This window comes from Pseudofrankia coriaricola (assembly GCF_032027725.1).
In the GTDB taxonomy this organism is placed as follows: domain Bacteria; phylum Actinomycetota; class Actinomycetes; order Frankiales; family Frankiaceae; genus Pseudofrankia.
This window is the reverse complement of record NZ_JASNFO010000085.1, coordinates 1-24,766: the sequence shown is the minus strand read 5'-3', so window position 1 is coordinate 24,766 and position 24,766 is coordinate 1. Positions and strand designations below refer to the sequence as shown.

General features: G+C 72.4%; 20 protein-coding genes. 6 read left to right on the top strand and 14 right to left on the bottom strand.

Annotation, left to right across the window (positions count from 1 at the left end):
* Nucleotides 1-73 precede the first annotated feature (73 nt).
* The 7 genes from QOZ89_RS36080 to QOZ89_RS36050 all read right to left on the bottom strand — a co-directional run bounded on the left by QOZ89_RS36080 (nucleotide 74) and on the right by QOZ89_RS36050 (nucleotide 7,569).
* Nucleotides 74-835, bottom strand: a complete 762-nt coding sequence (locus tag QOZ89_RS36080; RefSeq protein WP_241841502.1) for a YcnI family copper-binding membrane protein — start codon at nucleotides 833-835, stop codon at nucleotides 74-76.
* 534 nt (nucleotides 836-1,369) lie between these two features.
* On the bottom strand, nucleotides 1,370-2,269 hold the full coding sequence (locus QOZ89_RS36075; protein ID WP_071046921.1) for a hypothetical protein: 900 nt from the start codon (nucleotides 2,267-2,269) through the stop codon (nucleotides 1,370-1,372).
* A 102-nt stretch (nucleotides 2,270-2,371) separates the two neighbouring features.
* Nucleotides 2,372-3,271 carry a metal ABC transporter permease gene (locus QOZ89_RS36070; protein WP_071046920.1) on the bottom strand — a complete coding sequence of 300 codons (900 nt, stop codon included), beginning with the start codon at nucleotides 3,269-3,271 and terminating at the stop codon, nucleotides 2,372-2,374.
* Nucleotides 3,268-4,323, bottom strand: a complete 1,056-nt coding sequence (locus QOZ89_RS36065; RefSeq protein ID WP_241841501.1) for a metal ABC transporter permease — start codon at nucleotides 4,321-4,323, stop codon at nucleotides 3,268-3,270. Before QOZ89_RS36065 ends, QOZ89_RS36070 begins: the two co-directional genes overlap by 4 nt.
* 67 nt (nucleotides 4,324-4,390) lie before the next feature.
* A complete protein-coding gene (locus QOZ89_RS36060; protein WP_312628354.1) occupies nucleotides 4,391-5,428 on the bottom strand; it encodes a metal ABC transporter ATP-binding protein in 1,038 nt (345 codons plus the stop codon).
* Between the two features lie 65 nt (nucleotides 5,429-5,493).
* On the bottom strand, nucleotides 5,494-6,498 hold the full coding sequence (locus QOZ89_RS36055; RefSeq protein ID WP_083418160.1) for a metal ABC transporter substrate-binding protein: 1,005 nt from the start codon (nucleotides 6,496-6,498) through the stop codon (nucleotides 5,494-5,496).
* Nucleotides 6,499-6,561: 63 nt separating this feature from the next.
* Complete coding sequence (locus QOZ89_RS36050; RefSeq protein WP_071046919.1) at nucleotides 6,562-7,569, bottom strand: DUF2470 domain-containing protein; 1,008 nt, start codon at nucleotides 7,567-7,569, stop codon at nucleotides 6,562-6,564.
* A gap of 396 nt (nucleotides 7,570-7,965) precedes the next feature.
* Between QOZ89_RS36050 and QOZ89_RS36045 the strand changes: the two genes are divergently transcribed.
* The gene (locus QOZ89_RS36045) at nucleotides 7,966-8,319 is read left to right on the top strand and encodes a type II toxin-antitoxin system VapB family antitoxin (RefSeq protein ID WP_071046918.1); all 354 of its coding nucleotides are present in this window, start codon (nucleotides 7,966-7,968) and stop codon (nucleotides 8,317-8,319) included.
* Nucleotides 8,320-9,031: 712 nt separating this feature from the next.
* On the opposite strand, the gene QOZ89_RS36040 is transcribed toward QOZ89_RS36045, so the two are convergent.
* The 5 genes from QOZ89_RS36040 to QOZ89_RS36020 form a co-directional block, all read right to left on the bottom strand.
* Nucleotides 9,032-9,391, bottom strand: coding sequence for a hypothetical protein (locus QOZ89_RS36040; protein ID WP_071046917.1), 360 nt, complete (start codon nucleotides 9,389-9,391; stop codon nucleotides 9,032-9,034).
* 154 nt (nucleotides 9,392-9,545) lie between these two features.
* A complete protein-coding gene (locus QOZ89_RS36035; RefSeq protein WP_312628406.1) occupies nucleotides 9,546-11,591 on the bottom strand; it encodes a hypothetical protein in 2,046 nt (681 codons plus the stop codon).
* 190 nt (nucleotides 11,592-11,781) lie between these two features.
* On the bottom strand, nucleotides 11,782-12,996 hold the full coding sequence (locus QOZ89_RS36030; protein WP_312628404.1) for a pyridoxal phosphate-dependent aminotransferase: 1,215 nt from the start codon (nucleotides 12,994-12,996) through the stop codon (nucleotides 11,782-11,784).
* Nucleotides 12,997-13,201: 205 nt separating this feature from the next.
* Entirely contained in the window at nucleotides 13,202-14,032 is an 831-nt protein-coding gene (locus QOZ89_RS36025) for a hypothetical protein (RefSeq protein WP_312628348.1), read from the bottom strand.
* Between the two features lie 232 nt (nucleotides 14,033-14,264).
* A complete protein-coding gene (locus tag QOZ89_RS36020; protein WP_312628346.1) occupies nucleotides 14,265-14,666 on the bottom strand; it encodes an SCO5389 family protein in 402 nt (133 codons plus the stop codon).
* A 175-nt stretch (nucleotides 14,667-14,841) separates the two neighbouring features.
* Here QOZ89_RS36020 and QOZ89_RS36015 point away from each other — a divergent pair, with 175 nt between their 5' ends.
* Nucleotides 14,842-15,330 (top strand): Fur family transcriptional regulator, encoded by a 489-nt coding sequence (locus QOZ89_RS36015; RefSeq protein ID WP_083418158.1) that lies wholly within the window; start codon nucleotides 14,842-14,844, stop codon nucleotides 15,328-15,330.
* A gap of 170 nt (nucleotides 15,331-15,500) precedes the next feature.
* On the opposite strand, the gene QOZ89_RS36010 is transcribed toward QOZ89_RS36015, so the two are convergent.
* Nucleotides 15,501-16,736 carry a CapA family protein gene (locus tag QOZ89_RS36010; protein ID WP_312628344.1) on the bottom strand — a complete coding sequence of 412 codons (1,236 nt, stop codon included), beginning with the start codon at nucleotides 16,734-16,736 and terminating at the stop codon, nucleotides 15,501-15,503.
* 349 nt (nucleotides 16,737-17,085) lie between these two features.
* On the bottom strand, nucleotides 17,086-18,000 hold the full coding sequence (locus tag QOZ89_RS36005) for an LLM class F420-dependent oxidoreductase (protein ID WP_397428909.1): 915 nt from the start codon (nucleotides 17,998-18,000) through the stop codon (nucleotides 17,086-17,088).
* Between the two features lie 316 nt (nucleotides 18,001-18,316).
* On the opposite strand from QOZ89_RS36005, the gene QOZ89_RS36000 reads away from it, so the two are divergent.
* The 4 genes from QOZ89_RS36000 (at nucleotide 18,317) to QOZ89_RS35985 (ending at nucleotide 24,722) form a co-directional block, all read left to right on the top strand.
* Nucleotides 18,317-19,765 carry a thiamine pyrophosphate-dependent enzyme gene (locus QOZ89_RS36000; RefSeq protein WP_312628402.1) on the top strand — a complete coding sequence of 483 codons (1,449 nt, stop codon included), beginning with the start codon at nucleotides 18,317-18,319 and terminating at the stop codon, nucleotides 19,763-19,765.
* On the top strand, nucleotides 19,753-20,793 hold the full coding sequence (locus tag QOZ89_RS35995; RefSeq protein ID WP_312628342.1) for an alpha-ketoacid dehydrogenase subunit beta: 1,041 nt from the start codon (nucleotides 19,753-19,755) through the stop codon (nucleotides 20,791-20,793). The genes QOZ89_RS36000 and QOZ89_RS35995 overlap by 13 nt, the downstream gene beginning before the upstream one ends.
* Before the next feature lie 308 nt (nucleotides 20,794-21,101).
* Nucleotides 21,102-22,778 carry a dihydrolipoamide acetyltransferase family protein gene (locus QOZ89_RS35990; protein WP_312628340.1) on the top strand — a complete coding sequence of 559 codons (1,677 nt, stop codon included), beginning with the start codon at nucleotides 21,102-21,104 and terminating at the stop codon, nucleotides 22,776-22,778.
* A 216-nt stretch (nucleotides 22,779-22,994) separates the two neighbouring features.
* Nucleotides 22,995-24,722: an IS1634 family transposase gene (locus tag QOZ89_RS35985; RefSeq protein ID WP_312623741.1), complete on the top strand. Its 1,728-nt coding sequence runs from the start codon at nucleotides 22,995-22,997 to the stop codon at nucleotides 24,720-24,722.
* Nucleotides 24,723-24,766 lie beyond the last annotated feature (44 nt).

Here is a 24,766-nt window from a genome sequence, read left to right as displayed (position 1 = left end):
AAGCGGCCGCGGACAAGCCTGGGCCTGTCCGCCCGAGGACCGTTCCACCGGGCGGACAGGCCACGCGCGTGCGTCAGCCTCCCGTACCGGCGCGACGCCGGGACGTGGCGAGGGCGAAGCCCGCCGCCGCGAGCCCGAGAACGCCGACGACCAGCCCGGCGATCCCAAGCCCACGAGCCGTGCCATCCGACAACGACCCCGACGACTCCGACGACGCGGCCGCCACCGGCGTGGCGGCCGTCGTGGCGCCGTCGTCCGCGTCGTCCGCCGACGCCTTGGTCAGCGTCAGCGTCGGGGCCGGGTGCTCCGGCTCGGGCTGCCCAGCCGTGCTCGTCTCGATCCAGCGCACGACCTCGCCGTCCGAGTAGGTCTGCAGCGCCTTGAAGGAGATCGACGCGACGCCCTCGGGCAGCGGGCCGGCCGAGACGACGAAGGTGTCGAACTCGCCAGGCTTGATCCCCGGCGAGCCGGCGGCGGTCCAGATGATCTCGGTGACCACCTCGTTGATCTGGTCACCGTCGTCGGTCACCACCGGCTTGGGTGGCTTGCCCTTGTGGACCTCGTAGGTCCAGCCCGCCTTCGGCTGCACGCTCACCGAGCCGATGGGCGCGTCGGTGGGGAACGCGACGTCGAGCTTGGTGGTCGACGCGGTGTCGCTCTCGGTCGGCACCTTGAACGCCAGCGTGGTGTAGCCGCCGGCGGGCGCACTCGTCGGGGCGACGCTGACGTGCGCCCAGGCGGGCAGGGCCGTCGCGACGAGGGCGATGGTTCCGGCGGCGAGCACGCCGCCGGCCCGGGCGACCCGGGACATGGTTCGGGACACGGTTTGGGACATGGTGGTCCTTCCACACAGGTGGACGAGAAGTTGGGAGGGGATGCCACCCGGCGCCCGGGACCGTCGCGGCGGTCCCGCCCTGGACGGTCGCTCATGGGCCCGTCGCCCACGGGGCTCACGGGTGGTGGCGAGGCGCCGCCGGTCGGCCCACTCCGCCGCGCGGTGGCGGCGGGCTCGGCCCCCGGTCGTGGAATGTGCCTCGTCGTGACGCGCGCCGCCCAGCACCCGGCCGTCGTCTCCTGGTCCACAGGGGGGACGGCCACGCGACCGGCCGGCTCCGACCTCACCCCAGCGTCAGCCGCGGGGTGGGTGGCGTCGTCCGGTAGCTCCTCCCCACCGATTGGCCAGGTGGGGACTCAGCACGCACCGGCACGTCCAGGGCTCCCCGCCACTTGGCAGCCAGTCGGCGGGGGCCCTGAGGGGGGACCGACGCGGAAATGCCGCTCGCGCGGTCAGAGGCCGCTCAAGTGTCGGAGCTGGACATGCGTGAGCTGGACACGTACAGGGAGGTCAGGCGGGTGTCAGGCAGGGAGGTCAGGCGGGTGTCAGGGCGTGGCGTGGCGCCGGCGGGCCGCGCCGCCGGGCCGCACGTCCGACCGGGATGTCCCGTGGCGGCACCGGTGGCGTGGCCGCCACGGCGGTCACCCCGGCGCTCATCGCCGGCGGAAGGCCCACGATCACCGACGCGAGCAGGCGCCGCAGCCGGGACACGGCGTCGGCCAGTGGTCCGAAGACGCGCGCCGTCAGGTGGCGCAACGTGGCCCGCAGCGCGGCCGCGGCCCACAACAGCTCCTCGGCCCGGTGCAGCAGCGCGCCGGTGACGACGACCGCGGCCAGGTGGGCCAGGATCATGAACCCTGCGCCCGCGCCGTAGTGCTCCCCGCCGTAGGCGAGCAGCTCCGCCGGGGCTACCACATGGTGATGCTCCGGGTTCGCGGCCCGGTGGCCGCTCAGGACGAAGGCGATGTGCAGCCCGAACTGGGAGCCGGCCAGGGCGGCGAGCACCGTCGGCAGGCCGCGGTGACGCCCGGCCAGGCCGTAGGCCAGCCGGATCAACAGCGCGCCCGCGGCGGCGACCAACGCGGCGGAGGGTGGGGCACCACCGGCGGCGGCGTGCGCGGCGATCGCGAGGCTCGTCGAGGCCCCGCCGGCGACGACCGCCCTGGCGAGCCGGACGCCCGGCGCCGCGGGATGCCCGGCCAGGGAGTCCGAGGAGCCCAGGGAACCGAGCTGATGGCCGGCGGGGGCGTGCTGTCCGGCGGGCGACGCGAGACGCGGCGTCGGGAAGCTCGGGAGCCTTGGCAGGCTCGGAACACCGGACAGGCCGCCTCGCACGGTGAACATCACGGAGGACCGGCGGGCGGCGAGCGGCTCGCGCCGCCCCGGGCCGGTCGCGCCGGGTGGCCGGCGCGGGCGGCTCCGACCGGTCGTCACGACCGTGACTCTGCCATATCCCCAACGTTCATCACTATTGCCCACGCAGTCAGCTGAGCGTCAGATGTCCCGCCGGGCTGGGAGGCCGCGCCGGATCACGTCTCAGCCGGCCGTGGCGGGCTCCGCGGCCGGGGAGCGAGGGGTGGCGAGATGGGCGCGGGGGGCGAGAAGCAGCGAGAAGGCGAAGAGGGCGGCAATGGTGAGCACGATGGCGCCGCCGGCGGCGACGTCCCACTGGGCGCTCACCGCGAGGCCGATGACGCTCGCGGCGACGCCGAAGGCCATCGAGAGGGCGGTCATCGGGCCGATACGCGCGCACCACAGCCGCGCGGTCGCCGCCGGGCCGACGACCAGCGCGATCGCCATGATCGTGCCAACGGCGGGCACCGTGGTCACGACCGTCACCTCGACCACGAGCAGCACGACCAGGTCGAGCAGCCGCGCCGGGTAGCCGGCGGCCCAGAGCGCGGTCGGGTCGAACGCGCCGAGCAGCAGCTCCTTGCGCAGCGCGACGAGCACCGTGAGGACGACGGCGGCCGCGCCGGCGGTGATGGCGAGGTCCGTCGTGCCGACGGTGAGGATGGAGCCGACCAGGAAGGCCGTCAGATCCTTGGTGAAGCCATCCTGGGCGGACATCAGGGCGACGCCGAAGGCGAACCCGCCGGACAGGACAACGCCCGTGACGCTGGACAGGTCACGCCCGCCGCGGCCAGCCGGAGCGGCCGAGGGCAGGGTGCCGCCCCCGCCGCGCGCCCCCGAGACGGCCGCGACCACGCCGACGACGAGCAGGCCGAAGAGTCCCGCGCCGAGGACGAGGTGCACGCCCAGCAGCGCGGCGATGACGACGCCGGGAAACGTCGCGTGGGTGAGCGCGGTGGTCAGGAAGCTCAGCCGCCGCAGGACCACGTGCACCCCGACGGCCCCGCAGAGGATGCCGACCAGCACGGCCTCGGTCAGCGCCCGGCGCGTGTAGCCGTCGCCGAGGGTCTCCCACAGCCTCATCGCGTGCCCAGCCCGATCTCGGTGCCCGGACCCGCCGCGCCGGGACGGCCGTCAGAGTTCTTCGTCAGTCCATGGCGGGTGCCCATGCCCGGCCGTTCGCCCGGGGTGGTCGCCATGGACTGAGGGTCGTCGGCCTGAGGGTCGTCGGGCGAGGGCGTGGCGGCCACGGCCCGCCGGCTGCCTCGAGTTCCTCCTTGGTATCGCGGGCGCAGGCGAGCGCGCACGGCGGCGGCCGCGAGCGCGAGCAGGTAGGCGGCGACGAGGACGAGCACGACGGTCGCGCCGGTCGCGAGCCGGATGCCGTGGTCCACCGAGATCCGGTAGCTGACCAGCAGGCCGAGCCAGCCGCTCGCCATCCCCAGGGCCGCGGCGACGGTGACGATCACGATGAGGCGGTCGGAGAGCAGCCGCGCGGCCGCCGCCGGGACCACGACCAGCGCGATCACGAGGACCGTGCCGACTGCGCGCACCGCGGCGACGACAACGAGTGCGATCGCCAGGTTGAGCGCCAGGTCGAGTGCGGCCACCCGGTACCCCGCAGCCCGGGCCGATTCAGGGTCGAACGCGACCAGCAGCAGTTCCTTACGCAGAACGGCCAGGATCACGAGCACGAACGCCGCGACGACGGCCGTCGCGACGATGTCGGAGACACGCACGGTCAGCACCCGGCCGAACAGAAACGCCGTCAGGTCGGCCGTGTACGACGAGCGACGCGAGACCAGCACGACGCCGATCGCGAAGAACCCGGTGAGCAGGATCGCGAGCGCCGCGTCCTCCCCGACCCGGCGGGTGGCCGCGAGCAGAGTGAACAGCCCGGCGGCGACGCAGGCGACCACCAGGGCGCCCGGAAAGATCCCCGACTGCCCGCCGAGCAGGAAGCCGACGACGACGCCAGGGAAAACGGTGTGGGTGAGTGCGTCGGTCAGGAAGGCGAGCCGACGCAGCAGCACGAACACCCCCACGACGGCCGCGACCCCGCCGAGCAGCAACAGCTCGACGAGCGCCCGGGTGAGGTAGGGCCGCTCGAACGGTGCCACCAGCAGCTGTGTCACCGTGCCGCGCCCGTCCCGACGCCTTCCCGCCTCGCGGCCCGGGCCGCGAGGCGGCGGCGGGTCGAGGTCATGGGCGGGCCACGATGACGCCGTGGGCGCCCAGCTCCACCGCGGCACCGCCGTAGGTCGCGCGCAGCAGCTCGGGAGTCAGGGTCGCCGCCGGCGGCCCGAACGCGAACTGATGCCTGTTGAGCAGGCAGACGTCATCGCAGGCCAGGTGCGCCAGCGCCAGGTCATGGGTCGAGATCACCACGGCGGTCCCCGCGGCGGTCAGGCGCGCGAGCGTCGCGAGCAGCGCGTCCTGGGAGACGGTATCGACGCCGTTGAACGGCTCGTCGAGCAGCAGCAACCGCGGTCGCGCCGAGATCGCCCTGGCCAGCAGAACCCGCTGACGCTGCCCGCCGGACAACGTTCCGAACCGGTCGCGGGCGCGGTGCTCGAGCCCGACCGCCGCGAGCGCCTCCTGGGCGGCAGCCCGGTCGTCGGCGCCCGGCCGGCGCACCCAGCCGATCCGCCGGTAGCGGCCCATCAACACCACCTGCGCGGCGGAGACCGGGAAGTCGGCGTCCAGGGTGTCCGCCTGGGGGACGTAGCCGACCTCGCGGCGGGCCCGCGCCGGCGTCTGGCCCAGCACGGTCACCGAGCCGGACACCACGGGGACCAGGCCGAGCACCGCCTTGATCAGCGTCGACTTGCCGGCGCCGTTCGGGCCGATCAACGCGACCGTGCGCCCGGCCGGCACCCGGCCGCTCACGCGCTCCAGCGCCGGGGTGCGGCCATAGGCGACGGTCGCCTCCGCGAGCACCAGCGCGTCCGGCACTCCCGCGGCGGCCGGCTCGACGGGCAGAGCCGCCTCGGCGGCCCGTGCCCCCCCGGCTGGCCCGGTCCGCGCGGCCGGCTCCCGGCGCGGCGCGGAGCGGCCGCCGTCCGCGACCGGCCCCGCCACGGCGACCGGCCCCGCCACAGCGGCCGACGCGGCCATGGTCACATGCCCGGCGACAGCCGGCGGCGCCTCGCGGTCAGCGAGCGCGGCCAGCCCGAACCGGGGCGTCACGAGCGACGGGCCCAACGGGGATACCGAGGTGGCCCGAGCGTCGGAACTCATGACGGCCACGGTATGCGGTCGACCACCAGGTGACAGCGCCCGGTCCGCCCCCAGACCACCCCGCCTCACCGAAGCGCTCCGATGATGACGTCGGTGTTGTGCTGTTCGGCCTTCAGGTACGTCTCGCCGGCGGACCCGACGGGGCCAAGTGAGTCGGCGTACAGCGAGTCCTCGCCGGCGACCACCGTGACACCGGCCTCGCGTCCGATCGTCTCGGCGGTCTTCGGTGGCAGCGACGACTCCGAGAACACCGCCCTGACCCCGGTCGCCCGGATCTTCGCGACGATCTCCTGGATGGCTCGCCCGGAAAGCTCCGCCGAGGTGTCGAAGCTCGGGATGATCGAGCCGACGTAGGTGATCCCATAGCGGGCCGTGTAATAGCCGAACGCGTCGTGGTTCGTGACCAGCAGCCGGCGCTCGGGCGGGATCGTCGCGAACGCGGCGGCCTGGCGGCGGTCGAGCGCGTCGAGCGACGCCGAGTAGGTGGCCAGATTCGCCTGGTAGGTCCCGGCGTGCGCCGGATCGGCCCGCGCGAGGCCCCGCTCGACATCGGCAACCATGATCTTGGCGTTGCGCGGGTCGTGCCAGATGTGCGGGTCGTGCTCGCCGGCCTCGCCACCGGTGCCGGTGCGCAGGGTCACGCCGTCGGCCATCACCACCCGGGTGCCCTCGAACCCGGCCGCCGAGACCGCGTCGTCGAGCCAGTGCTCCAGCCCGACGCCGTTGGTGACCAGGACGCCGGCGGTGGCGATGGCGTCCAGGTCGGCCGGCGACGGCTCGTAGTCGTGCGGGTCGACGTTCGGCTTGACCAGCTGGGTGACCTCGACGAGGTCACCGCCGATCGCCCGGCTGAAGTCGCCGGCCTGGGTGGTCGTGGCGACCACACGCAGCCTTCCGTCGTGGGCATCGCCGGTGCTGCCGCCGTCGTCCGCCGAGGCGCAGCCGGCAAGCAGCGCCGAGGTGGCGAAGCCAAGCGCGACAAGCGCGCCGACCGCCGCCAGGGCCCTCGGACGGTACTTCCAGGGCACGGCGGACCGGCGCGCGGGCGTCCGGTCCTCATGAGGGCGCATGCCCGTAATGAAAACCGTTTCGGATACCGCTGTCAAACGCGGTACCCGGCGCCTCCGCCTCCGCTAGTCGTTGGAGAGCAGACGGCGAAGCTCCAGGCCCAGCGAGCGCGGCTCGGTGAGCGGCTGACGGAAGGTGACGCGCAGTTCGTCCGCGCCGTCCTGGCCGACCTGCCACAGCGTCAGGCCGGTGCGGTCGAGGTCACCGATCGCGACCGCGGCGACGGCGGACAGATCCGTCGGGTCCGCGAGCCGTCTGGTCCACGCCGGCTCGCCCGAGTCGCTTCCGCTCGCGACGCCGCCCAGTCCGAGGGCGCCGGCCGTGCCCGCGGCCGAACCCGCGCCGTCCGCCGTCGCCGTGCTCCCGAGCGCGCCGGCCGTCCGTGACGGCCTCGGCACGGGCGCCGCGACGGGCTGGCCATGAGCGGCGATCCGGCGCAGCTGGTCGCCGTGCGCGATGTTCAGGTGCTCCACGAGGTCCGGCGCGTACGCGGCGATCAGGTCCGGCTCGGCGAGCGCGTAGGCGGCCAGATCGATCCGTTGGCCGTTCGCCGTCGACGGCCACCGCGGCTCGGTGCCCTGGCCGAGGGCACCGCCCTCCGCGGCGCTCGCGGCACCTCCGGCGACACGGTGGAGCCATCCCCGGCGCGCCCCCGGCTCGGCCACGCTGGGCAGGCACAGCAGTACCTCGTCGACCGACAGCGCCACCGCCGCGAGTTCGTCGCCGCCGCACTGCGGCACCTCGACCGTCAGGCCGGGCCCGGCGATCCTGCGGGCCACCTGCTCGGCGCTGCCCGGCACCGTCCGCAGCTGCCCGGCGAGCACGAGCCGCTCGCCCGCGGCGCCGGGGATATCGAGGCGGCAGCGGCGCGCCGAGCCAGCGGCGGCCGCGCGCGTGGGCGGGCTGTCGGCACCGACCAGCAGAACCGGTTCGCCGCCATCGTCGATCAGGCCGGTCCAGCCTCGCACCCGCGGTCCCAGCACGGTCAGCAGCGCGTGCCGGGCGCCGGCCAGGACGGTGCGCGCACGGACCGCGTCGCGGGCCATCGCCTCGTCCGGTTCCTCCGCTGGCATCGAGTTCCTCCTGTCATCAGGTAAGGCTTACTTAAGTAGCCAGCGGCCTCCCCGTCAAGCAAAGGCCCCCTGCCAGTCGGACGGACGGCGACACCGGGCCCCTACCGGACAATCGATGGGAGGAGAGTGTGACAGGCGTCTCGCGCGGATCGCCGCGGCGACGGCGGGGCACGTTGACAACTACCCGACGCCAACAAGGCCCGCGTGTCTCAAGGTCCGGGCAACTACGGGCCGGACACTGGTAGTGCTTCGGGGCGCGGACGGAGGATTCTAGGCTGGAACGGCCGGCCGATCCGGGGGCTGGCGAGCGGCCACGCGGTCCGGTGCCGTCCGGGTGGTGAGGTGTTGGGAGTAGGTCCGTGGCGTGAAGGCTGACGGCACGGCGAGGAGGTTCAGGTGATCTTCAAGCTGGTCGGGGACAGTCGCCCGTACCCCGACCACGGGCTCGGCCAGCGCGACTGGGCAAAGATCCCGCCCCGCCAGGTCCGGCTCGACCAACTGGTGACCACGAAGCGGGTCCTCGCGTTGGACCTGCTGCTGGATGAGGCCTCCACCTTCTACGGCGACCTGTTCCCGCACGTCGTCGAGTGGGAGGGAACCCTCTACCTTGAGGACGGCCTGCACCGCGCGGTACGAGCCGCCCTGCAGCAGCGCACGTCCATCCACGCCCGCGTCTACACCGTCACCCCAGCACGCGAGGCGCCCCACTCTCCGGCCGACCCCGGCGGCACCTCCCGCCCGATGCTGTGACATTGGTTGCTGGTTCGCTCCGTCCGGGCGCGGCGCTCCGGCCCCGTACTCGCTTCGCTCCCACGGGACCTCCGCGCCGCGTCCTCCTCCGCTCACGGGCGCTCCGGCGACCTCCGCGGCGGCCCGCCTACGTCGCTTCGCTCGTAGGCAGGCCTCCGCGGAGGCGCGCCTCCGCGCCCAGCACGGTTGCGTCACGCTGTACGTCGCCAACCCGAAGCCGCCATCTCGGCAGGGCCACGTCGCTTCGCTCGCGGCCGGGCCTCCGCACCCAGCACGGTCACCTCCCGCCGGACTAGGCCAGGGCTGGTACCGGGAAGCACTTCGCTGCGCTCGTGAGGTGGGCTTCGCGTCTGGTCGGTGGTTCCCCGCAGGAATCTGGCTTCAGATCAGGCCGGACCCTGGACTCGTGACGTTCCAGCGAAACGCAACCGGGCTGGGCGCGGAGGCGCGCCTCGCGGAGGCCCTCCTACGAGCGAAGCGACGTAGGGGGGCCGGAGCGCGCCGTCCTCCTGCGCTCACGGAGCGAACCAGCAACAACCTTCCAGCCCAACCCGATCCGACTCCGATCCCGACCCACCTCCGCCAACCATCTCGACGGGGAGCGAAGCGAGTACGGGGCCGGAGCGCGCCGCCCGCACGGAGCGAACCAGCAACAACCTTCCCGCCCAAACCCGGCCCCGAGGCGGCCCGGCGCGTCCAGCGCCCGGACGGCTTACTTGGTCGGGAAGGTGTAGACGACGAAACGGTCGTCGTCGACCTTGGCGAAGACGTAGCGCGGGCAGGCCTTCGCGGGGCGGTAGGCGGCGACCGGGCGCAATACCGGCGAACGCATGATCTGCTTCACTCGGCCACCAGCGATCCTGTTCATCTCGGCAGTGGAGACGTCCGGCGGATTTTCACGCTGCTGGTAGTAGGAGCCGCAATACTTGATCTCCGGGGGCCGCGACGTCCAGGCTGGGGTATGGAAGATCCACAGTAGGTAGAGCTCCCGGAAAATGATCACCATCAGCCCAATGATCAACAGCGAACGGACGAAGTTCCCCGCTCGGGACGAGGCGAGAACGGGGCTCACAAGACCGGGAGCCTACGGGCATCGCAGCAGATTTTGGGGCATGCCCCCCCCCGATGCGGCGAGGCGCGGGGCGCCTCGCCGTCGCGCGGACGTAGACGAGACGGCCCGCGGCCTGACCGTACTGCCCAGCCCGCCGCGGAGCGTCCTCCAGGTGCTACAGGCAGTGCGTCAGGACGTTCAAGGTTCCCGTGTTCGGGAAGTCGAAGGCCTCCGATGGGCACCAGCCCGCGGCGCGCAGGTCGGCGAGCTCCGCCCGTGTGCCCGAGCGGTCGTAGACGAGGACGAACAGCAGGACGCGGCTCGGGGGCGGGCCCTGGCGCGCCGCCAACGCCACGCGCCCCTCGCCGGCGCCGACCTCGGTGAGGAAGACCGTCGAGCCCTGAGGCAGGCGAGGGCCGACGCGGGACGGCGCGTTTGGGCTTCCCGCCGGATTGGTGGGGCTTGCGTTGCCCGGGGTTCCTGCCGGATCGGCTACAGGGTCCCTGCCGGATCCGGGGTCCCTGCCCGATTGGCGAAGCCGATCGGGGAGGTCTGGGAGCCGATCTGGGAGGTTAGCGATCTGGGAGGTCTGCTGGGAGGTCCGGGGCGGTGGCTGGTAGGCACGGTCGTCGCTGACGCTCATCGCGTACAGCCAGCCGGAACGGGCCAGCCGGCCACCAACGATGACGACGTCACCCGGCTGGTAGAGCCGGCGGGCCTGCTCCGTCGCGTCGACCATCAGCGCCACCGGCCGGATCTCGGCGCGCTCCCGCCACAACGGCGCCAACGCGCTCGCGGACGCCACCGGCATCACGGCGAGCACGGCGAGCCCACCCGCCACGAGCACCCGACCGGCCAGCACCGCCGCCGCGGCAACGGGACGGCCGTGCCGGTAGGTGGCCGCGGGGCGGCCGTGCCGGTAGGTGGCCGCGGGGCGGCGGACAACGGGGCGAGCAAGGCGGCGGGCGAGGCGGTCGGCGCCGGTGGCGACGACGACGACCAGCAGCGGGACGAGGAACAGGTTGGTGCGGTTGGCACCGAATGGCCAGTAGCGGCCGGCGCTGGCGGCGAGCGCGAGCACCAGCGCGCCGACGACCGCGGCGATCAGGTGCCGCCCGTCGCGACGGCGCGCGAGCGCGACGGTCCCGACGGCGAAGGCCACCCCGGCGGCGGGGGCGATGAGCCAGCCGGCGGCGAAGGTGGTGTCCGTCGCCGGGTGCACCAGGTTCGGGTCGTAGCGGTCGATGCCGGTCGGCGCGCCGCCGAGGATCCGGACCACCTCGCCCGCGACGAACCGGACCGCTTCGAGCGGGCCACGGCCCGCGAGGAACTGGGTGTCCCAGAACCGGCTGGCCCGCTGGCTGGACTGATGGCCGACGAACACCAGGGTGTGCAGCCCGCAGATCGCCAGCGCGGGCGTCGCCACGAGCACCGCGGTCAGCCTGCGCCGCGACCCGCGTCCGGCTGTCAGCACATCGGCGGCGGCCAGCGGAATGACCAGGAAGGCGGCCGGCACCGAGAACAGTGCGACCAGCCCCGCCGCGCCGCGCGCGAGCAAGGCCCGCCCCGGCGCGGTCGCGGCGCCCTGGGCGCTCGGCGCGGCCCCGCTGGTCGGGTCGCCAGCGCGAGACGCCGTCGCCGGTCGCGGGTGTCCAGCCCATGGGCGTCCAGCCGTCCACAGCCAGACGATGGCGACGGAGGCGAGCGCCTCGACCGAGTACGGCTTGAGCTGGGTACCCAGGTCGACGATCACCCCGGACAGCCCGACCGACGCCCCCGCAAGGCCGGCCGCGACCACGCCGGCGAACCGCCGGGTGAAGACATAGACGACGGCCGGGAGCAGGACCAGCGCAACCAGCTCGGGCCCGCGCAACGCCCAGGCGTGCCAGCCGGCCAGGTCGCCGACGAGCCGGGTGAGCACCGCCCAGCCCAGCGCCGACGGGGTGTTCGCGTGCGCGAGCTCCGGCCAGAACGTCGCCGGTGGCTCGGCGAGAAAGTGCGGGCGCCAGATCTCGTCGTACCAGAGCGGACGGCCCAACACGACGTGTAGCGCGCCTAACGCGGCGACGACGGCGCCGGCGAGCGCCACCGGCACGGCGATGTCCACCGGCCGCCGGGGCCGGCGCGCCCGCCTGGTGTCCGCCCGCGTGTCCGGCTCAGCACCTTCAGTGAGATCGGCACCTTCAGTGAGATCAGCGCCTTCAGCGAGATCCGCGTCCATCGGCACCGATGATCTACCTTCGACGGGGCCGGTACTGGCAACGCCAAGTAGCGACACGCTTCGGTCGTCAGCCCCGGCGTCCACAGCTGAGGGCGAGTTATCCACAGCTCTTGTCCACAGGGCGCTCATGACTGTGGAAATCTCGCCTGGTCATGTGGACAGCGGCGCCGCGAGCCCCCTCGCCCACCACTCAGATCTGCTGGTAGGTCGACAGGAAGTGGTCGATGCGGCCGATCGCGGCGGTGAGGTCGTCGACGTTTGGCAGGGTGACGATGCGGACGTGGTCAGGCTTCTCCCAATGGAAGCCGGTGCCCTGGACCAGCAGGATGTTCTCCGCTCGCAGCAGGTCGAGAACGAACCGTTCGTCGTCGCGGATCGCGTACACGTCGGGGTCCAACCGCGGGAACGCGTAGAGAGCGCCGCGCGGCGGCACACAGGACACCCCGGGGATGTCGTTCAGCAGCTTCACCACGGTGTCGCGCTGTTCACGCAGCCGGCCGCCGGGAAGCACGAGTTCGCCGGCGCCCTCGTCGTTGGCCAGGGCGGCCACGACGGCGTACTGACCGGGCACGTTCGCGCACAGCCGCATGTTCGCGAGGATGTTCAGGCCCTCGATGTAGCTGGAGGCGTGCTCGCGAGGGCCGGAGACGACCATCCAGCCGGCGCGGAACCCGGCGAGCAGATAGGCCTTGGACAGGCCGTTGAACGTCACGCAGACCAGGTCGGGGGCGAGCGCCGCGGCCGAGACGTGCTCCGTGCCGTCGTAGAGAACCCGGTCGTAGATCTCGTCGGAGAAGACCATCAGGCTGTGCTGGCGGGCCAGCTCCACCAGCGCCTCGACCGTCGCGCGGTCATAGACGGCGCCGGTCGGGTTGTTCGGATTGATCAACACGATCGCCCGGGTGCGCGGAGTGATCCTGGCGGCGACGTGTTCCAGGTCGGGCATCCAGCCCGCGGACTCGTCGCAGAGGTAGTGCACCGGTTTGCCGCCGCAGAGGCTCACCACGGCCGTCCACAGCGGGTAGTCCGGGGCCGGCAGAAGCACCTCGTCGCCGTTGTTGAGCAGCGCCTGCAACGACATCATGATCATTTCGGAGACGCCGTTGCCCAGATAGACGTCGTCCGGGCCGACGCCCGCCAGGCCCTTGCGGCGGTGGTACTCGGCGACGGCGACACGCGCCGCCGGAAGTCCCTTGGAGTCGCTGTAGCCCTGGGCGCTCGTAAGGTTCGCGGTCACGGACGCGAGAACCTCGGGCGGGGTCGAGAAGCCAAACGAAGCCGGGTTGCCGATGTTCAACTTCAGGATCCACTCCCCAGCGGCCTCCATCCGAGTCGCCTCGTCGAGGATGGGACCTCGGACGTCGTAACAGACGCCGGCGAGCTTGTCGGACTGGGTGAACTCCATGCCATCCAGGGTAGGCATGTCGTCCACCGGTTATGCACGCCCGGTGGCCGCGCCAGACGCCCCCACCCTGGCCGTGTGGGGGATGAGACACCCGTACCTGCGCGTTCGCGGCGGTGCGCCTCACCCACCGTTCGAACCCATGGCGCGACGACTCATTACTTTCCGTAATCGCCCATCGGGTTGCGGCGCCGTCCGGCGGCGCGGGTCAGCCGCCGCCGGGGAGCGTGGGCAAGGGTGGCTTCGTAGCCGGGGTGGTCTCGTCCATGGGTGGTGTCGGCGTGGTGGGGCTCGCCGTGGTCGCGGGCGGCGGAGCCGGAGTGGTGGTGGCGGGCGGGGGACCGGTTCTCGGCGCGGTCGGCGGCGGGGTCGTGCGGACGGGCGTCGGCCTGGTCGCTCCGGGCGTGGAGGCGGGCGCGCCGGGCGTCGCCGCGTCCGGCGGGGTGCTCGTCTCCGCCTCGGACGGGGGAACCGCCGCGGCGGTGGCCATCGGCAGCGAGAGCCGGGCCGCGAGCGCGGCCCACTGCTCGTCGCCGGTGGTGAGCCCCTTCCTGATCTGCTCCTGGAGCACGTCGACGCTGAGCTGGGTGCCGTCGAAGAGGTTCCCGCAGGCGGTGACGCCGTCGCCGTAGCCGTCGAGGCCTGCATCGAACAGGTTCTGCGCGGCGGTGTCCGGGCCGGACGTGAGTGCCCTGGCCTCGGTCACATCATCGGCAAGCGTGGTGCAGGCCGGGCGCAGCGCATTGCCGTCCTGAGCCGAGAGGCGCGCGCGGATCTCCGCGACGTCGTCGGCGATCCGCTGACGGACGTCGTGCGTCCCGTCATACCAACGGGCGATCACGTCGTCGCTCACGGTCGAGGCGGCGTACACGCTGTCGGGAGAGCTGGTCGAGCCGGACGACCGTCCGTCGGTGCAGGTGGTCAGCACCCCGGCGACCGCGATGAGCGCGGCGCCGGCGATGGCGAAGCGGACCCAGATCTGGCTCGGCTCCCCATCGGCGCGCACGCCCGCCCGCGACCCCGTCCGGGGGCGTTCCATCCGCCGTCCTCCTTGACCTCCTGGCGCCACACAATCGTGCCGCTCCGCCACACCACGCCTGGTCAGGCGGGCGCACCCGCCGACCCCGCCGCGACCAGGCGCCGCGTCTTGGGGGCCGGGGTTCGCGCCTCGGTGAAGGAAGCTTTCGATTGGACGATATCGCCAGTTAGGTCAGCCTTTGGTGGGGGTGCACCGTTGGCACCCCCACCGCCGGGCGAAGGGCGCGTGAGCCTCAGCAGTTGACCAGGTCAGGGCGTTGGTTGCGGATCTGCGACTCTGGCGAGGTGAACCGGCGGTAGGCGTCGCCCGCGCGCCCACCGGGTGAGAAGGCGCCCACCCGGTGGCAGTTCTGGAAGGCAAGCGCGACGCCGAAGCGCCGTTCCAGCGCGCCGCGGATCGACGTGCTCGCGAACGCGCGCAGCAACTGGCCGAACGCGGCGTCGTCCGGCGGCACGGTGTCATCGACGGCGCAGGACGCGCCGGCGGCAACGGCCGCCGGCAGCCGACGGGCGAGCCGCTCGACGACACCGTAGGCGTAAGGCAGCGACTCCTGGACGCAGGCGACAAACGCCTCGTCGGAGAGCCGGCCCGCCTCGGCGGCCTCGAGTACGTCCGGCGTCACGGTGAGCGACATGGAGCTCCCTCCACTTCCTGACGGTTCCTGATGGCGGTCGTGGCACCAGGCGCGACGACCTCACCACGGATCGTGGTTGAAATGAAAACCGTTGTCAATACCGTTAGAAGAAGAGAGACCGCCGGTCCCCCGCAGTCCGTCCAGCCCGGTCCCCCGTAGCTCCGGAGATGAGAAAGTGGAGGGCGTGCCCACCGCGAACCGCGATCGCGCCAGCGACGAACCGGACGGCCGCGTGACCGTCTCGGCCGGTCGCGGCCTGCCCGGCCGCGGCACGACGACGCGGTCCACCCGCCAGGGCGACGCCGTCTCGGCGGCGCTCGCGGCGACCAACGCGTTCACCAGCGCGCAGGAGTTGCACGCCCAGCTGCGCGCCGACGGCCAGCCGGTCGGCCTCACCACCGTCTACCGGCATCTGCAGGTGCTCGCCGACCGTGGCGAGGTCGACGTGCTACGCCTGGACGACGGCGAGACGGTCTACCGCCGCTGCGCGACGGGCTCGCACCACCATCACCTGGTGTGCCGCGAGTGTGGGCACGCCGTCGAGGTCGCGGGCCCCGAGATCGAACGCTGGACCGAGCAGGTGGCCGCCGCCGAGGGCTTCACCGACGTCGCGCACACCCTGGAGATCTACGGCCGCTGCGCCGACTGCGTCTCCTGCCCCTGACCCCGGCGCCGCTTTTCGCGCTGATCGCTCGCGGGGTCCCCCGGGGTTCCTGCCGGATCGCGAAGCCGGGGTCCCTGCCGGATCGCGAAGCGATCTGGGAGGTCTGCTGGGAGGTCCGGATTGGCTCCGAGTGCGCAGGGCCGGACGTGTCGGTATGGCCGCGGTTCGACCTAGCCAATCGGTGGGGAAGATGCACTCGCCGGGCCACCGGTCGCGCCGCCCTGGCTGGTGACGGGGATGGCGCCCCACGTCGGCGGGTTGGGGTTCAGCCCGGCACAGCCCTGCAGTGCGCCCTTGGCCGCGAGGATCGCCTGGGCGTCGGACCCGGTGGCCGGCCGGGGCAGGCCGCCGACGATGCGCGCCGGTACCCACTGGGCCTGGGTCACCGCCCGGCCCTGGACGGTCAGCCGCAGTACGCCGCTCTCCGTGGTGGCGCTCACGCCGGAGGCGTAGAAGACGAAGTTGCCGAGCCCGTAGTCGACGAAGGCGCCCGACGGATGCCAGCCGCCGCCCTCGAGAACGTGCGCATGCGAGCCGACGACGACGTCGGCGCCCGCGTCCACCAGGGCGGGCACGATGCCGGTCTGGTCCTCACCCGCGCAGCTGCGCATCTCCACCCCCCAGTGGAGGAACACCACAACCGTGTCGGAGTCGGCGCGCGCCGCGCGCACCGCCGCCAGGAGCTTGGGCAGGTCCTTGGCGGAGGCGAGCCCCGGCTTGCCCGGCCCCGCGGTCCACGCGGCGGCGAGCTCGTCGTCGAGCACCCGGGTCGCCCCGATCACGGCGATCCGCTGGCCCTTGATCTCGGTCCGGTAGGGCCGGAACGCCTGCGTGTCGTCCTGCCCGATCCCCACCACGGGGAAGTTCGCCGCCTGGGCGGCGCGCAGCGTGTCCTGAAGACCGGTCGGGCCGTAGTCCATGCCGTGGTTGTTCGCCACGTTCACGACGTCGACGCCCGCGGCCCGCAGCGACGTGAACGCCTGCGGCGGCGCGCGGAAGGTGAACGCCTTCGACGCCGGCTCGCCGCCGGTGGTGATCGCCGTCTCCAGGTTGAGCACGGTGAGGTCGGCCGCCGTCAGCGTCGGGATCATCGGGCCGAGAGAGGTGAGCCCGGCCGCCGACGAGCCGGCGAAGTGCACGTCGCCGGCGAACTCAAGGGTCACCGGCTCGCCCGTGGGCGCTCGTTGCGCTCCGCCCGGGGGCACGGACGGAACGGGCGGCGCCGTCGTGGCGGGGGCGCTCGGCTGGCCGAGCGCGCCGGCATGCACCTGGCCGTCCGACGAACCGTCGTCGCCACCGCCGAGGAGTCCGCAGCCCATCAGCGTCGCGCTCACCGCGACAAGCGCCAGCACGATCCGCGGCGCCCCGCGGCGGCGGCCGGCGGACGGGTACCTGGATACGGCCATCGAGCCCTTCTCCCTCGGTACCTCGGAGGCCGGGGTCCTCGCCGCGGACACGCTGGCCGCCCGCCGGCCGCTCGCCGCGGCTCTGCTCCTCGGGCCCTCGTCCCGGCTCCCGCCGGTCCTGCCCAGCCTGCCTGGGCTCCGCCGTGCCGGCATCACCGCTCACCCCACCCCGTGCTGGCCCCCATCAGGGACACGGTAGGCAGCACCTACGTGCCACATGCGACCGGGGCCACACTGTCGGCTCGCACGGGCGGGCCGGTCACGCCGGGTCATCCACCCTGGGGTAGAATCTCCCGCTCTGTGCTGAAACGTGCCGTCCCCGAAGTGGTCGTCCCGAAGTCGGTCTCTGCTAGTGCGCGAGCAGCGCGGGGGCGAGCTCGCGCCACTGGCGGCGCGGCAGGCCGCGGCGGTCGTAGTCGAGCACCTGCACGGCGACCTGGTCGGCGCCGGCGTCGAGATGCTCGGTGACCCGGCGCGCGAGCACCTCGGGGCCGCCATGCGGCACGATCATGTCGACCAGCCGGTCGGAACCGGCGTTCGCGAAGTCATCGTCGCCGTACCCATAGCGGCGCAGGTTGTTGGTGTAGTTCGGCAGCCGCAGGTAGGAGCCGGTGTGCCGGCGGGCGAGCTCCCGGGCTCGCTCGGTGTCGGTGTCCAGCACGAACGCCTGCTCGGGAACGAGCACCTTGCCCGAGCCGAGCGTCTTGCGGGCGGCCGCGGTGTGCTCGGGCGGAACGAAATAGGTGTGCGCGCCATCGGCGCGGTCACGGGCGAGCTCCAACATCTTCGGGCCGAGCGCGGCCAGCACCCGGACTGGTGTGCCATCGGGCGGCACCGCCCGGTACTGCTCGGCGGCCATCCGGTCCATCTCGTCGAGATAGGCCGCCATCTGGCCGAGTGGTTTGGTATACGGCGCGCCGCGGATCTGCATCAGTTCGGCGTGCGAGACGCCGAGGCCGAGCAGGAACCGGCCGGGGTGCGCCTCAGCCAGCGCCAGCTGGCCGGCGGCCATGGTCAGCGGGTTGCGGGCGAGGATCTGCGCGATGCCGGTGGCCACGGTGATCCGGCTGGTGGCTGCGAGCATCAGCCCGGCCGTCACCAGCACCTCGCGGCCCTTCACCTCGCCGGTCCAGACCGTCGGGTAGCCGAGCTCGTCGAGCTCGGCCACCGCCTCGCGGACGACATCGGCCGGCGAAAAGTCGAACTGCCCGCTCCAGATGCCCACCCGCCCGAGTGACCCGCCGTCGACCAGTGGCCGCGGCACCGGCACGGCGGAGCCAGGCGGGCCGGACGGCGGGAACGCGGACGTGTGCGAGGTGGCTTCCGACGATGCGCTCACGCCGGTCACCGTACCGAGCCGCCCGGCGCCTATCGCCCGGCAACCCGCTGTCGCCCTCTTTGCCCCCGGAGCCGCGCCGCCGAGCCACCGAGCGTCTGGCCCAGCGTGGGGCAAAGCCCCACCAGCGGGGCATAAAACGAGCCGGCAGCAACGACTACTACCTTTCGAATCGATCTGATTACAGATTGCTGGCTTGCCGACGCGCCCACGCGGTCTATCGTTGGCCAACGTGACGGAGCTGATGCAGCTGCTCACACCGAGCGGACAAAGGGTGGCGGCGGCCGGACCAGAGATCAGCGCGCAGGAGATCGAGGCGCACATCGCGGATGTGACCTTGGCGGACCTGTTGGACATGTATACCGACATGGTCATCATCCGCCGCCTCGACGAGGAGGCCACTGCCCTGCAGCGCCAGGGTGAACTGGGGCTGTGGGCCCCGCTGCGCGGTCAGGAGGCAGCCCAGGTCGGCTCCGCCCGGGCACTCGCGCCCGACGACATGGCGTTCCCGTCCTACCGTGAGCACGGGGTCGCCTACTGCCGGGGCGTCGACCCGGTCGCGATCCTCGGGCTCTTCCGCGGTTCGGCGCACGGCGGCTGGGACCCGAACGAGCACGGCTTCGCGCTCTACGCGATCGTCGTCGGCTCGCAGACGCTGCATGCGACCGGCTACGCCATGGGCGTCAGCCGCGAGACCAGCCAAAGCGGCTGGCAGGCTGGCCAAAAGCCAGCCGCGGAGGCCACAAAGGGCAACACAGCCCAAAGCGGCTGGCAGGCTGGCCAAAAGCCAGCCGCGGAGGCCACAAAGGGCAACGCCGTCGACTGCGCGACGATCGCGTACTTCGGCGACGGCGCCTCCAGCCAGGGTGACGTGGGCGAGGCGTTCGGCTGGGCGGCGGTCTTCGGCGCACCGGTTGTCTTCTTCTGCCAGAACAACCAGTACGCGATCTCCGAGCCGACCACCCGGCAGTCGCGCGTCCCGATCAGCCATCGCGCCGCCGGCCACGGCTTCCCCGGGGTGCGGGTCGACGGCAACGACGTGCTCGCGACGCTGGCGGTGACCAGGTGGGCACTGGCCCGCGCCCGCGCCGGCGAGGGCCCGACGCTCATCGAGGCTGTCACCTACCGGATGGGCGCGCACACCACCGCCGACGATCCGACCCGGTATCGGGACGCCGACGAGGTCGCCCGGTGGGCCAAGCGCGACCCGCTGGCCAGAGTGCGTGCGCACCTGACGGCCCAGAACGCCCTGGACGACACGACGGCCGCCGCCGTCGCCGCGCGGGCCGACGAGGCCGCCGCCGACCTGCGCCGCCGTTGTCTGGCCCTGCCGGACCCGGAGCCGCTGTCGATGTTCGACCACGTCACCGTCGTCGAGAGCGGGCACGTGGCAGCCGAACGCGCCGACCTGGCCGACTTCCTCGGCACCGACGACCGCCCCCCGGCGCCCTCCTCGACATCACCACGCGCGGCGTCCGCGGACGCCGCGCATCCGAGCCCGGCGCATCCGACCCCAGCGCCAGCGGACTCGGCGCCAGCGGACTCGGCGCCTGTGAGCTCGGCGCCTGTGAGCTCGGCGCCGCGGGCCCCGTCGCCACCGGGCTCGTCGCCACCGGAGGCGAGCCTGGCCGCCGCGCGCCCCGTCGCACCGCCCCCACAAACCCCGGGACCGGAGGCATCGTGCCCACGCTGACCCTGGCCGGCGCGCTCAACAGCGGCCTACGCGCGGCGATGGAGGCCGATTCGAAGGTCGTCATCATGGGCGAAGACATCGGCCAGCTTGGCGGGGTCTTCCGCGTCACCGATGGGCTGCGTGAGCGGTTCGGCGAGGAACGGGTGATCGACACGCCGCTTGCCGAGTCAGCGATCATCGGTACCGCGATCGGGATGGCGATGCGCGGCTTCCGCCCGGTCTGCGAGATCCAGTTCGACGGCTTCGTCTACCCGGCGTTCGACCAGATCGTGAGCAACCTCGCCAAACTGCACTACCGGTCGGCCGGGCGAGTGCGGATGCCGGTGACGATCAGGATCCCGGTCGGCGGCGGCATCGGGGCGGTGGAGCACCACAGCGAGTCGCCCGAGGCCTACTTCTGCCACACCGCCGGGCTGAAGGTGGTCACCTGCTCGAACCCGGCCGACGCGCACGTCATGATCCAACAGGCGGTGGCGGCGGATGACCCGATTATCTTCCTGGAGCCGAAGCGGCGCTACTGGGAGAAGGACGAGGTCGACCCCATCGACCTGGCCAGCCTGAACGGCCGCGCGGACCGGGCGGGCCGCGCCGGCGTCGGCACGGCCCCAGGCGGCCCGGCGCCGCTGTTCACGAGCCGGGTCGTGCGGCCCGGGACGGACGCGACCCTGGTCGGCTACGGGCCGATGGTGCGCACCTGCCTGGACGCGGCGGTGGTCGCCGAGGCGGAGGACGGCCGCTCGGTCGAGGTCATCGACCTGCGTTCACTGTCGCCGCTCGACCTGGACCCGGTGATCGCCTCCGTGCGCCGGACCGGACGGCTGGTCGTCGCCCACGAGGCGCCGTCGAACGTGTCGCTGTCGGCAGAGGTTGCGGCCCGGGTGACCGAACAGGCCTTCTACTCCCTGGAAGCGCCGGTCCTGCGGGTCACCGGCTTCGACACCCCCTACCCACCGTCACGGCTGGAGGACAGCTACCTCCCCGACGTCGACCGCATCCTCGACGCCGTCGACCGCTCCTTCACCTACTGACGCCCTGCCGGCCGTTACTGACCCCCGGCCGGCAGGCAAACGCCCGAACCAGCCGCACCAGAAAGATCGTGGATCACCACGATGGCTGAAACGCAACCCCCAACGCAACCCAAGGGACAACGCGGAAGGCGACCACAAGCAGCACCAGAAAGATCATGGATCACCACGATGGCTGAAACGCAACAATCAACGCAGCACAAGGGTGAATCGGAAGGTGACCATCTCAACCACGATGGCTGAAACGCAATCCCGAACGCAACACAAGGGATAACGCGGAAGGCGACCACAGGAAGCTTCTGGGAGGAACGGTGGCGCGACGAGAGTTCCGGCTCCCCGATCTGGGTGAGGGGCTCGCGGAGGCCGAGATCGTCCGCTGGCTGGTGGCGGTGGGCGACACGGTGACGGTCAACCAGCCGCTGGCCGAGGTCGAGACCGCGAAGGCTCTGGTTGAGCTGCCGAGCCCGTTCGCCGGCCGGCTCGTCGCGACGCACGGCGCCGAAGGTGAGACGATCTTCGTCGGCGCGGTGCTGGTCACCATCGAGGACGACGAGCCGACGGACGCGGATGGCGGCGGGCCTTTGGCACAAGCCCCAGCGGCGGTGCCCGTCGATGAGCCGGCTGGCGGCGGGCCGGCGGAGGCCGCGGGGCCGCCCGTGTCAGGGCTGGAGGTTCCGGACGTACCGGTACGCCGCGGCGGCGGGCGCGAACCGGTGCTCGTCGGCTATGGCCCGCGTACCTCGGCCGGGGCCGCCGGCCTCGGCCGCGCGCGCCGGCGCAGGCAGCGGGCCGCGGCTCCCACGGAGCCGACGCCTCCGGCCGCGGCCTCCCAGGCCACGGCCCCGCCGGCCCCGCTGAACGCCTTCGCCGCCGGCGCCGCGAGCACCTCCGTGGGCACGCGGACACCGGCCGCCCCGCCTGGCGGTGGTGGGGCCGACGGCGGGCGGCCCGCCGACGAGGCGGCCGCCGGACGGGGCGGCCGGGCGTTGGCAAAGCCACCGGTGCGCAAGCTGGCCCGCGACCTGGGTGTCGATCTAGGTCTGCTTTCCGGCACCGGTCCCGCCGGATCCATCAGCCGTGCCGACGTCGAGACCGCGGCCCGTGCGCTGGTCACCGGCGCGCCGGAGGGCATGACGCGGCCGGCCGAGCCGGACGCCTGGGCACCGCCGGCACCACCGACCAGGGAGCCGGCCAGTCAGCCGGCGGCGTCGGCCACCGGCCGCGCGGGGGCTGGGCAGGTCGGCCGGATTCCGGCCGAGGCCACGTTCGACGCGGCCAGCAGGATCTGGCGGGTTCCGGTCTCCGGCGTGCGCCGGGCCACCGCGCGCGCCATGGTCAGCAGCGCGTTCACCGCGCCGCACGTGACCGAGTTCGTGACCGCCGACCTGACGGAGACGATGGCCACGCGCGACCGGTTCGCCGCGCTGCCGGAGTTCGCCGGGGTCAAGGTCACACCGTTGCTGTTCGCCGCGCGAGCCCTCCTCGTCGCGGTCCGGCGACACCCCATGATCAACACCAGTTGGGTCGAGCGTGAGCGGCGCGACCCGGAGATCGCCGTCTCGGAGGCCGTCAACCTCGGCATCGCGGTGGCGTCGCCACGCGGGCTGCTGGTGCCGAACATCTCTGACGCCGACCGGCTCGACATGGCTGGGCTCGCCCACGCGCTGGCCGATCTGACCGCGCGAACCAGGGCCGGTCAGGCCAGGCCCGCGGACCTGACCGGCGGCACGATCACCATCACCAACATCGGCGTGTTCGGTGTGGACACCGGCACGCCCGTGCTGAACCCCGGCGAGGCCGCGATCCTGGCCCTGGGCGCGGTCCGCCCGGCCCCCTGGGTCCACGAGGGCCAGCTCGCCGTCCGCACTGTGGGGCAGCTGGCGCTTTCCTTCGACCACCGGCTGGTCGACGGTGAGCTGGGCTCCGCCGTGCTCGCCGACGTCGCCGCCATGCTCACCGACCCCGCCCTCCTGCTCGCCTGGTCCTAGAGGGCCAAAGGGTGTGCGAAAATGATCTTCCTTCGCACACCCGGCGGCCGTTGTCCCCAGGATCACTAATCCGAACTTGCGAGTGCTCGAAGATCGCTACGCGCACAGCCTGGCACTTTGGCCTGTGTTGTCCGAAGTGTAGTCAGTAGGTTGCTTGATCGGGATCTTGCTGGATGGGATCATCGACTCGTGGCGAGGCAAACGGGTGCTATGCACGTGGACCGGATTGTCAGTCGGCAGACGAACGCGGCCGGCGAGCCGCGGGAGTACGTGTCGCATCTGGTGCGGCGTACCTTCCGGGAAGACGGAAAGGTCAAGAACGAGACCATTGCGAACGTCTCGCACCTTCCGCCGGCGGCCATCGACGTGCTCAGGAAAGCGCTCGCGGGCCGGACGCTGGTCGATGTCGAGAAAGATGTCGAGATCGCTCGGTCTCTTCAGCACGGCAATGTCGCCGCGGTCATGACGGTCGCCCGGCAGCTCGGCCTGCCGGCACTGCTGGGGCCGGCTGGGCGACAGCGGGATATCGCCCTAGCGCTGATTGTCGCCCGGATTATCCAGCCCGGTTCGAAGCTCGCCACCAGATCCTGGTGGTCCGACAACACGCTCGGCGCGGACCTGGGGATAGACACGGCGTCGACCGACGAGATCTATGCCGCCATGGACTGGCTGCTACACCGGCAGGACGACATCGAAAGGCAACTCGTGGGCCGGCATCTCGTCGACGGCGGCCAGGTTCTTTTCGACCTGTCGTCGTCCTGGATGGAAGGGCACTGCTGCCCGCTGGCGTCCCATGGCTATTCCCGTGACGGCCGTCGCGGGCTCGAGCAGATCGAGTACGGAGTCCTCACGGACGCCGACGGCCGGCCTGTCGCGATACGCGTCTTCCCCGGTAACACCGGCGACCCGTCCGCGTTCATCGAAGCCGTGCACGCCGTCCAGAAAACGTTCCACCTGAAGAGTGTGATCATGGTCGGCGATCGAGGGATGATCACGTCGGCGCGTATCAGGGCGCTCCGCGAGTCCGACGACCTGGGATGGATCACCGCCCTGCGCGCGCCCCAGATCGCCCAGCTCGCGGCCGTGGACGGCCCGCTGCAGCCGACCCTGTTCGACGAGACCAACCTCGCCGAGATCCGCCACCCGAAATTTCCCGGAGAGCGGCTGATCGCCTGCCGGAACCCTTTCCTGGCAGCCGAGCGTGCCCGCAAGCGTGACGAACTGCTCGATGCCACCGAAAAGGCGCTCGCCCCAGTCGTCGCCGCCGTCACGGAAGGCCGGATCGTCGGCGCCGCGGACATCGGCATGAAGATCGGGAAGATTGTCCACAGGCGGAAGATGGCGAAGCACCTCGAGATCACGATCACGGACGCCGATGTCACCATCGCCCGGCGGGAGGAGAGCATCGCCGCCGAGGCGGCGCTCGACGGCATCTACGTCGTCCGCGCCGAGGAGAAACACGCGAGCGGAATGCGCGGAGACGAGATCGTCACCGCGTACAAGAACCTCTCCCAGGTCGAACGAGTCTTCCGTACGATCAAGACGACCGACCTTCAGGTGCGACCGATCTACCACTACCTGGAAAACCGGGTCCGCGCACATCTCTTGATCTGCTCCCTCGCTGCCTACATCACCTGGCACCTGAGGAAACGGCTCGCCCCCCTCACCTTCACGGACGAGGAGCCGCCAGGCCGCACCGACCCGGTCGCGCCCGCTCTCCGTTCCGAGGCCGCCAACCGGAAATCCACACGCAAGGAACAGCCCGACGGAACGCCTCTTTACAGCTTCCAGGGCCTCCTCGCGCACCTGGCCACCCTGACCCGCGACGAGATCCGCATCAGCGGCGGCGGCAGCCTTCAGCTACTCACGAACGCCACCGAAACCCAGAGAAAGGTCTTCCAGCTAATCGGCGCGCCTATCTCCAAGACCGTTGGTAGTCAGTAAGACGATCAATGGCTGCCGCGAACCCGCAAGTCACGAGCCCGCAG

Coding starts and splice junctions, on each gene's coding strand:
- QOZ89_RS36080 (WP_241841502.1), bottom strand. CDS start 835: ATGTCCCAAACCGTGTCCCGAACCATGTCCCGGGTCGCCCGGGCCGGC.
- QOZ89_RS36070 (WP_071046920.1), bottom strand. CDS start 3,271: ATGAGGCTGTGGGAGACCCTCGGCGACGGCTACACGCGCCGGGCGCTG.
- QOZ89_RS36060 (WP_312628354.1), bottom strand. CDS start 5,428: ATGAGTTCCGACGCTCGGGCCACCTCGGTATCCCCGTTGGGCCCGTCG.
- QOZ89_RS36055 (WP_083418160.1), bottom strand. CDS start 6,498: ATGCGCCCTCATGAGGACCGGACGCCCGCGCGCCGGTCCGCCGTGCCC.
- QOZ89_RS36050 (WP_071046919.1), bottom strand. CDS start 7,569: ATGCCAGCGGAGGAACCGGACGAGGCGATGGCCCGCGACGCGGTCCGT.
- QOZ89_RS36035 (WP_312628406.1), bottom strand. CDS start 11,591: ATGGACGCGGATCTCGCTGAAGGCGCTGATCTCACTGAAGGTGCCGAT.
- QOZ89_RS36030 (WP_312628404.1), bottom strand. CDS start 12,996: ATGGAGTTCACCCAGTCCGACAAGCTCGCCGGCGTCTGTTACGACGTC.
- QOZ89_RS36025 (WP_312628348.1), bottom strand. CDS start 14,032: ATGGAACGCCCCCGGACGGGGTCGCGGGCGGGCGTGCGCGCCGATGGG.
- QOZ89_RS36020 (WP_312628346.1), bottom strand. CDS start 14,666: ATGTCGCTCACCGTGACGCCGGACGTACTCGAGGCCGCCGAGGCGGGC.
- QOZ89_RS36010 (WP_312628344.1), bottom strand. CDS start 16,736: ATGGCCGTATCCAGGTACCCGTCCGCCGGCCGCCGCCGCGGGGCGCCG.
- QOZ89_RS36000 (WP_312628402.1), top strand. CDS start 18,317: ATGCAGCTGCTCACACCGAGCGGACAAAGGGTGGCGGCGGCCGGACCA.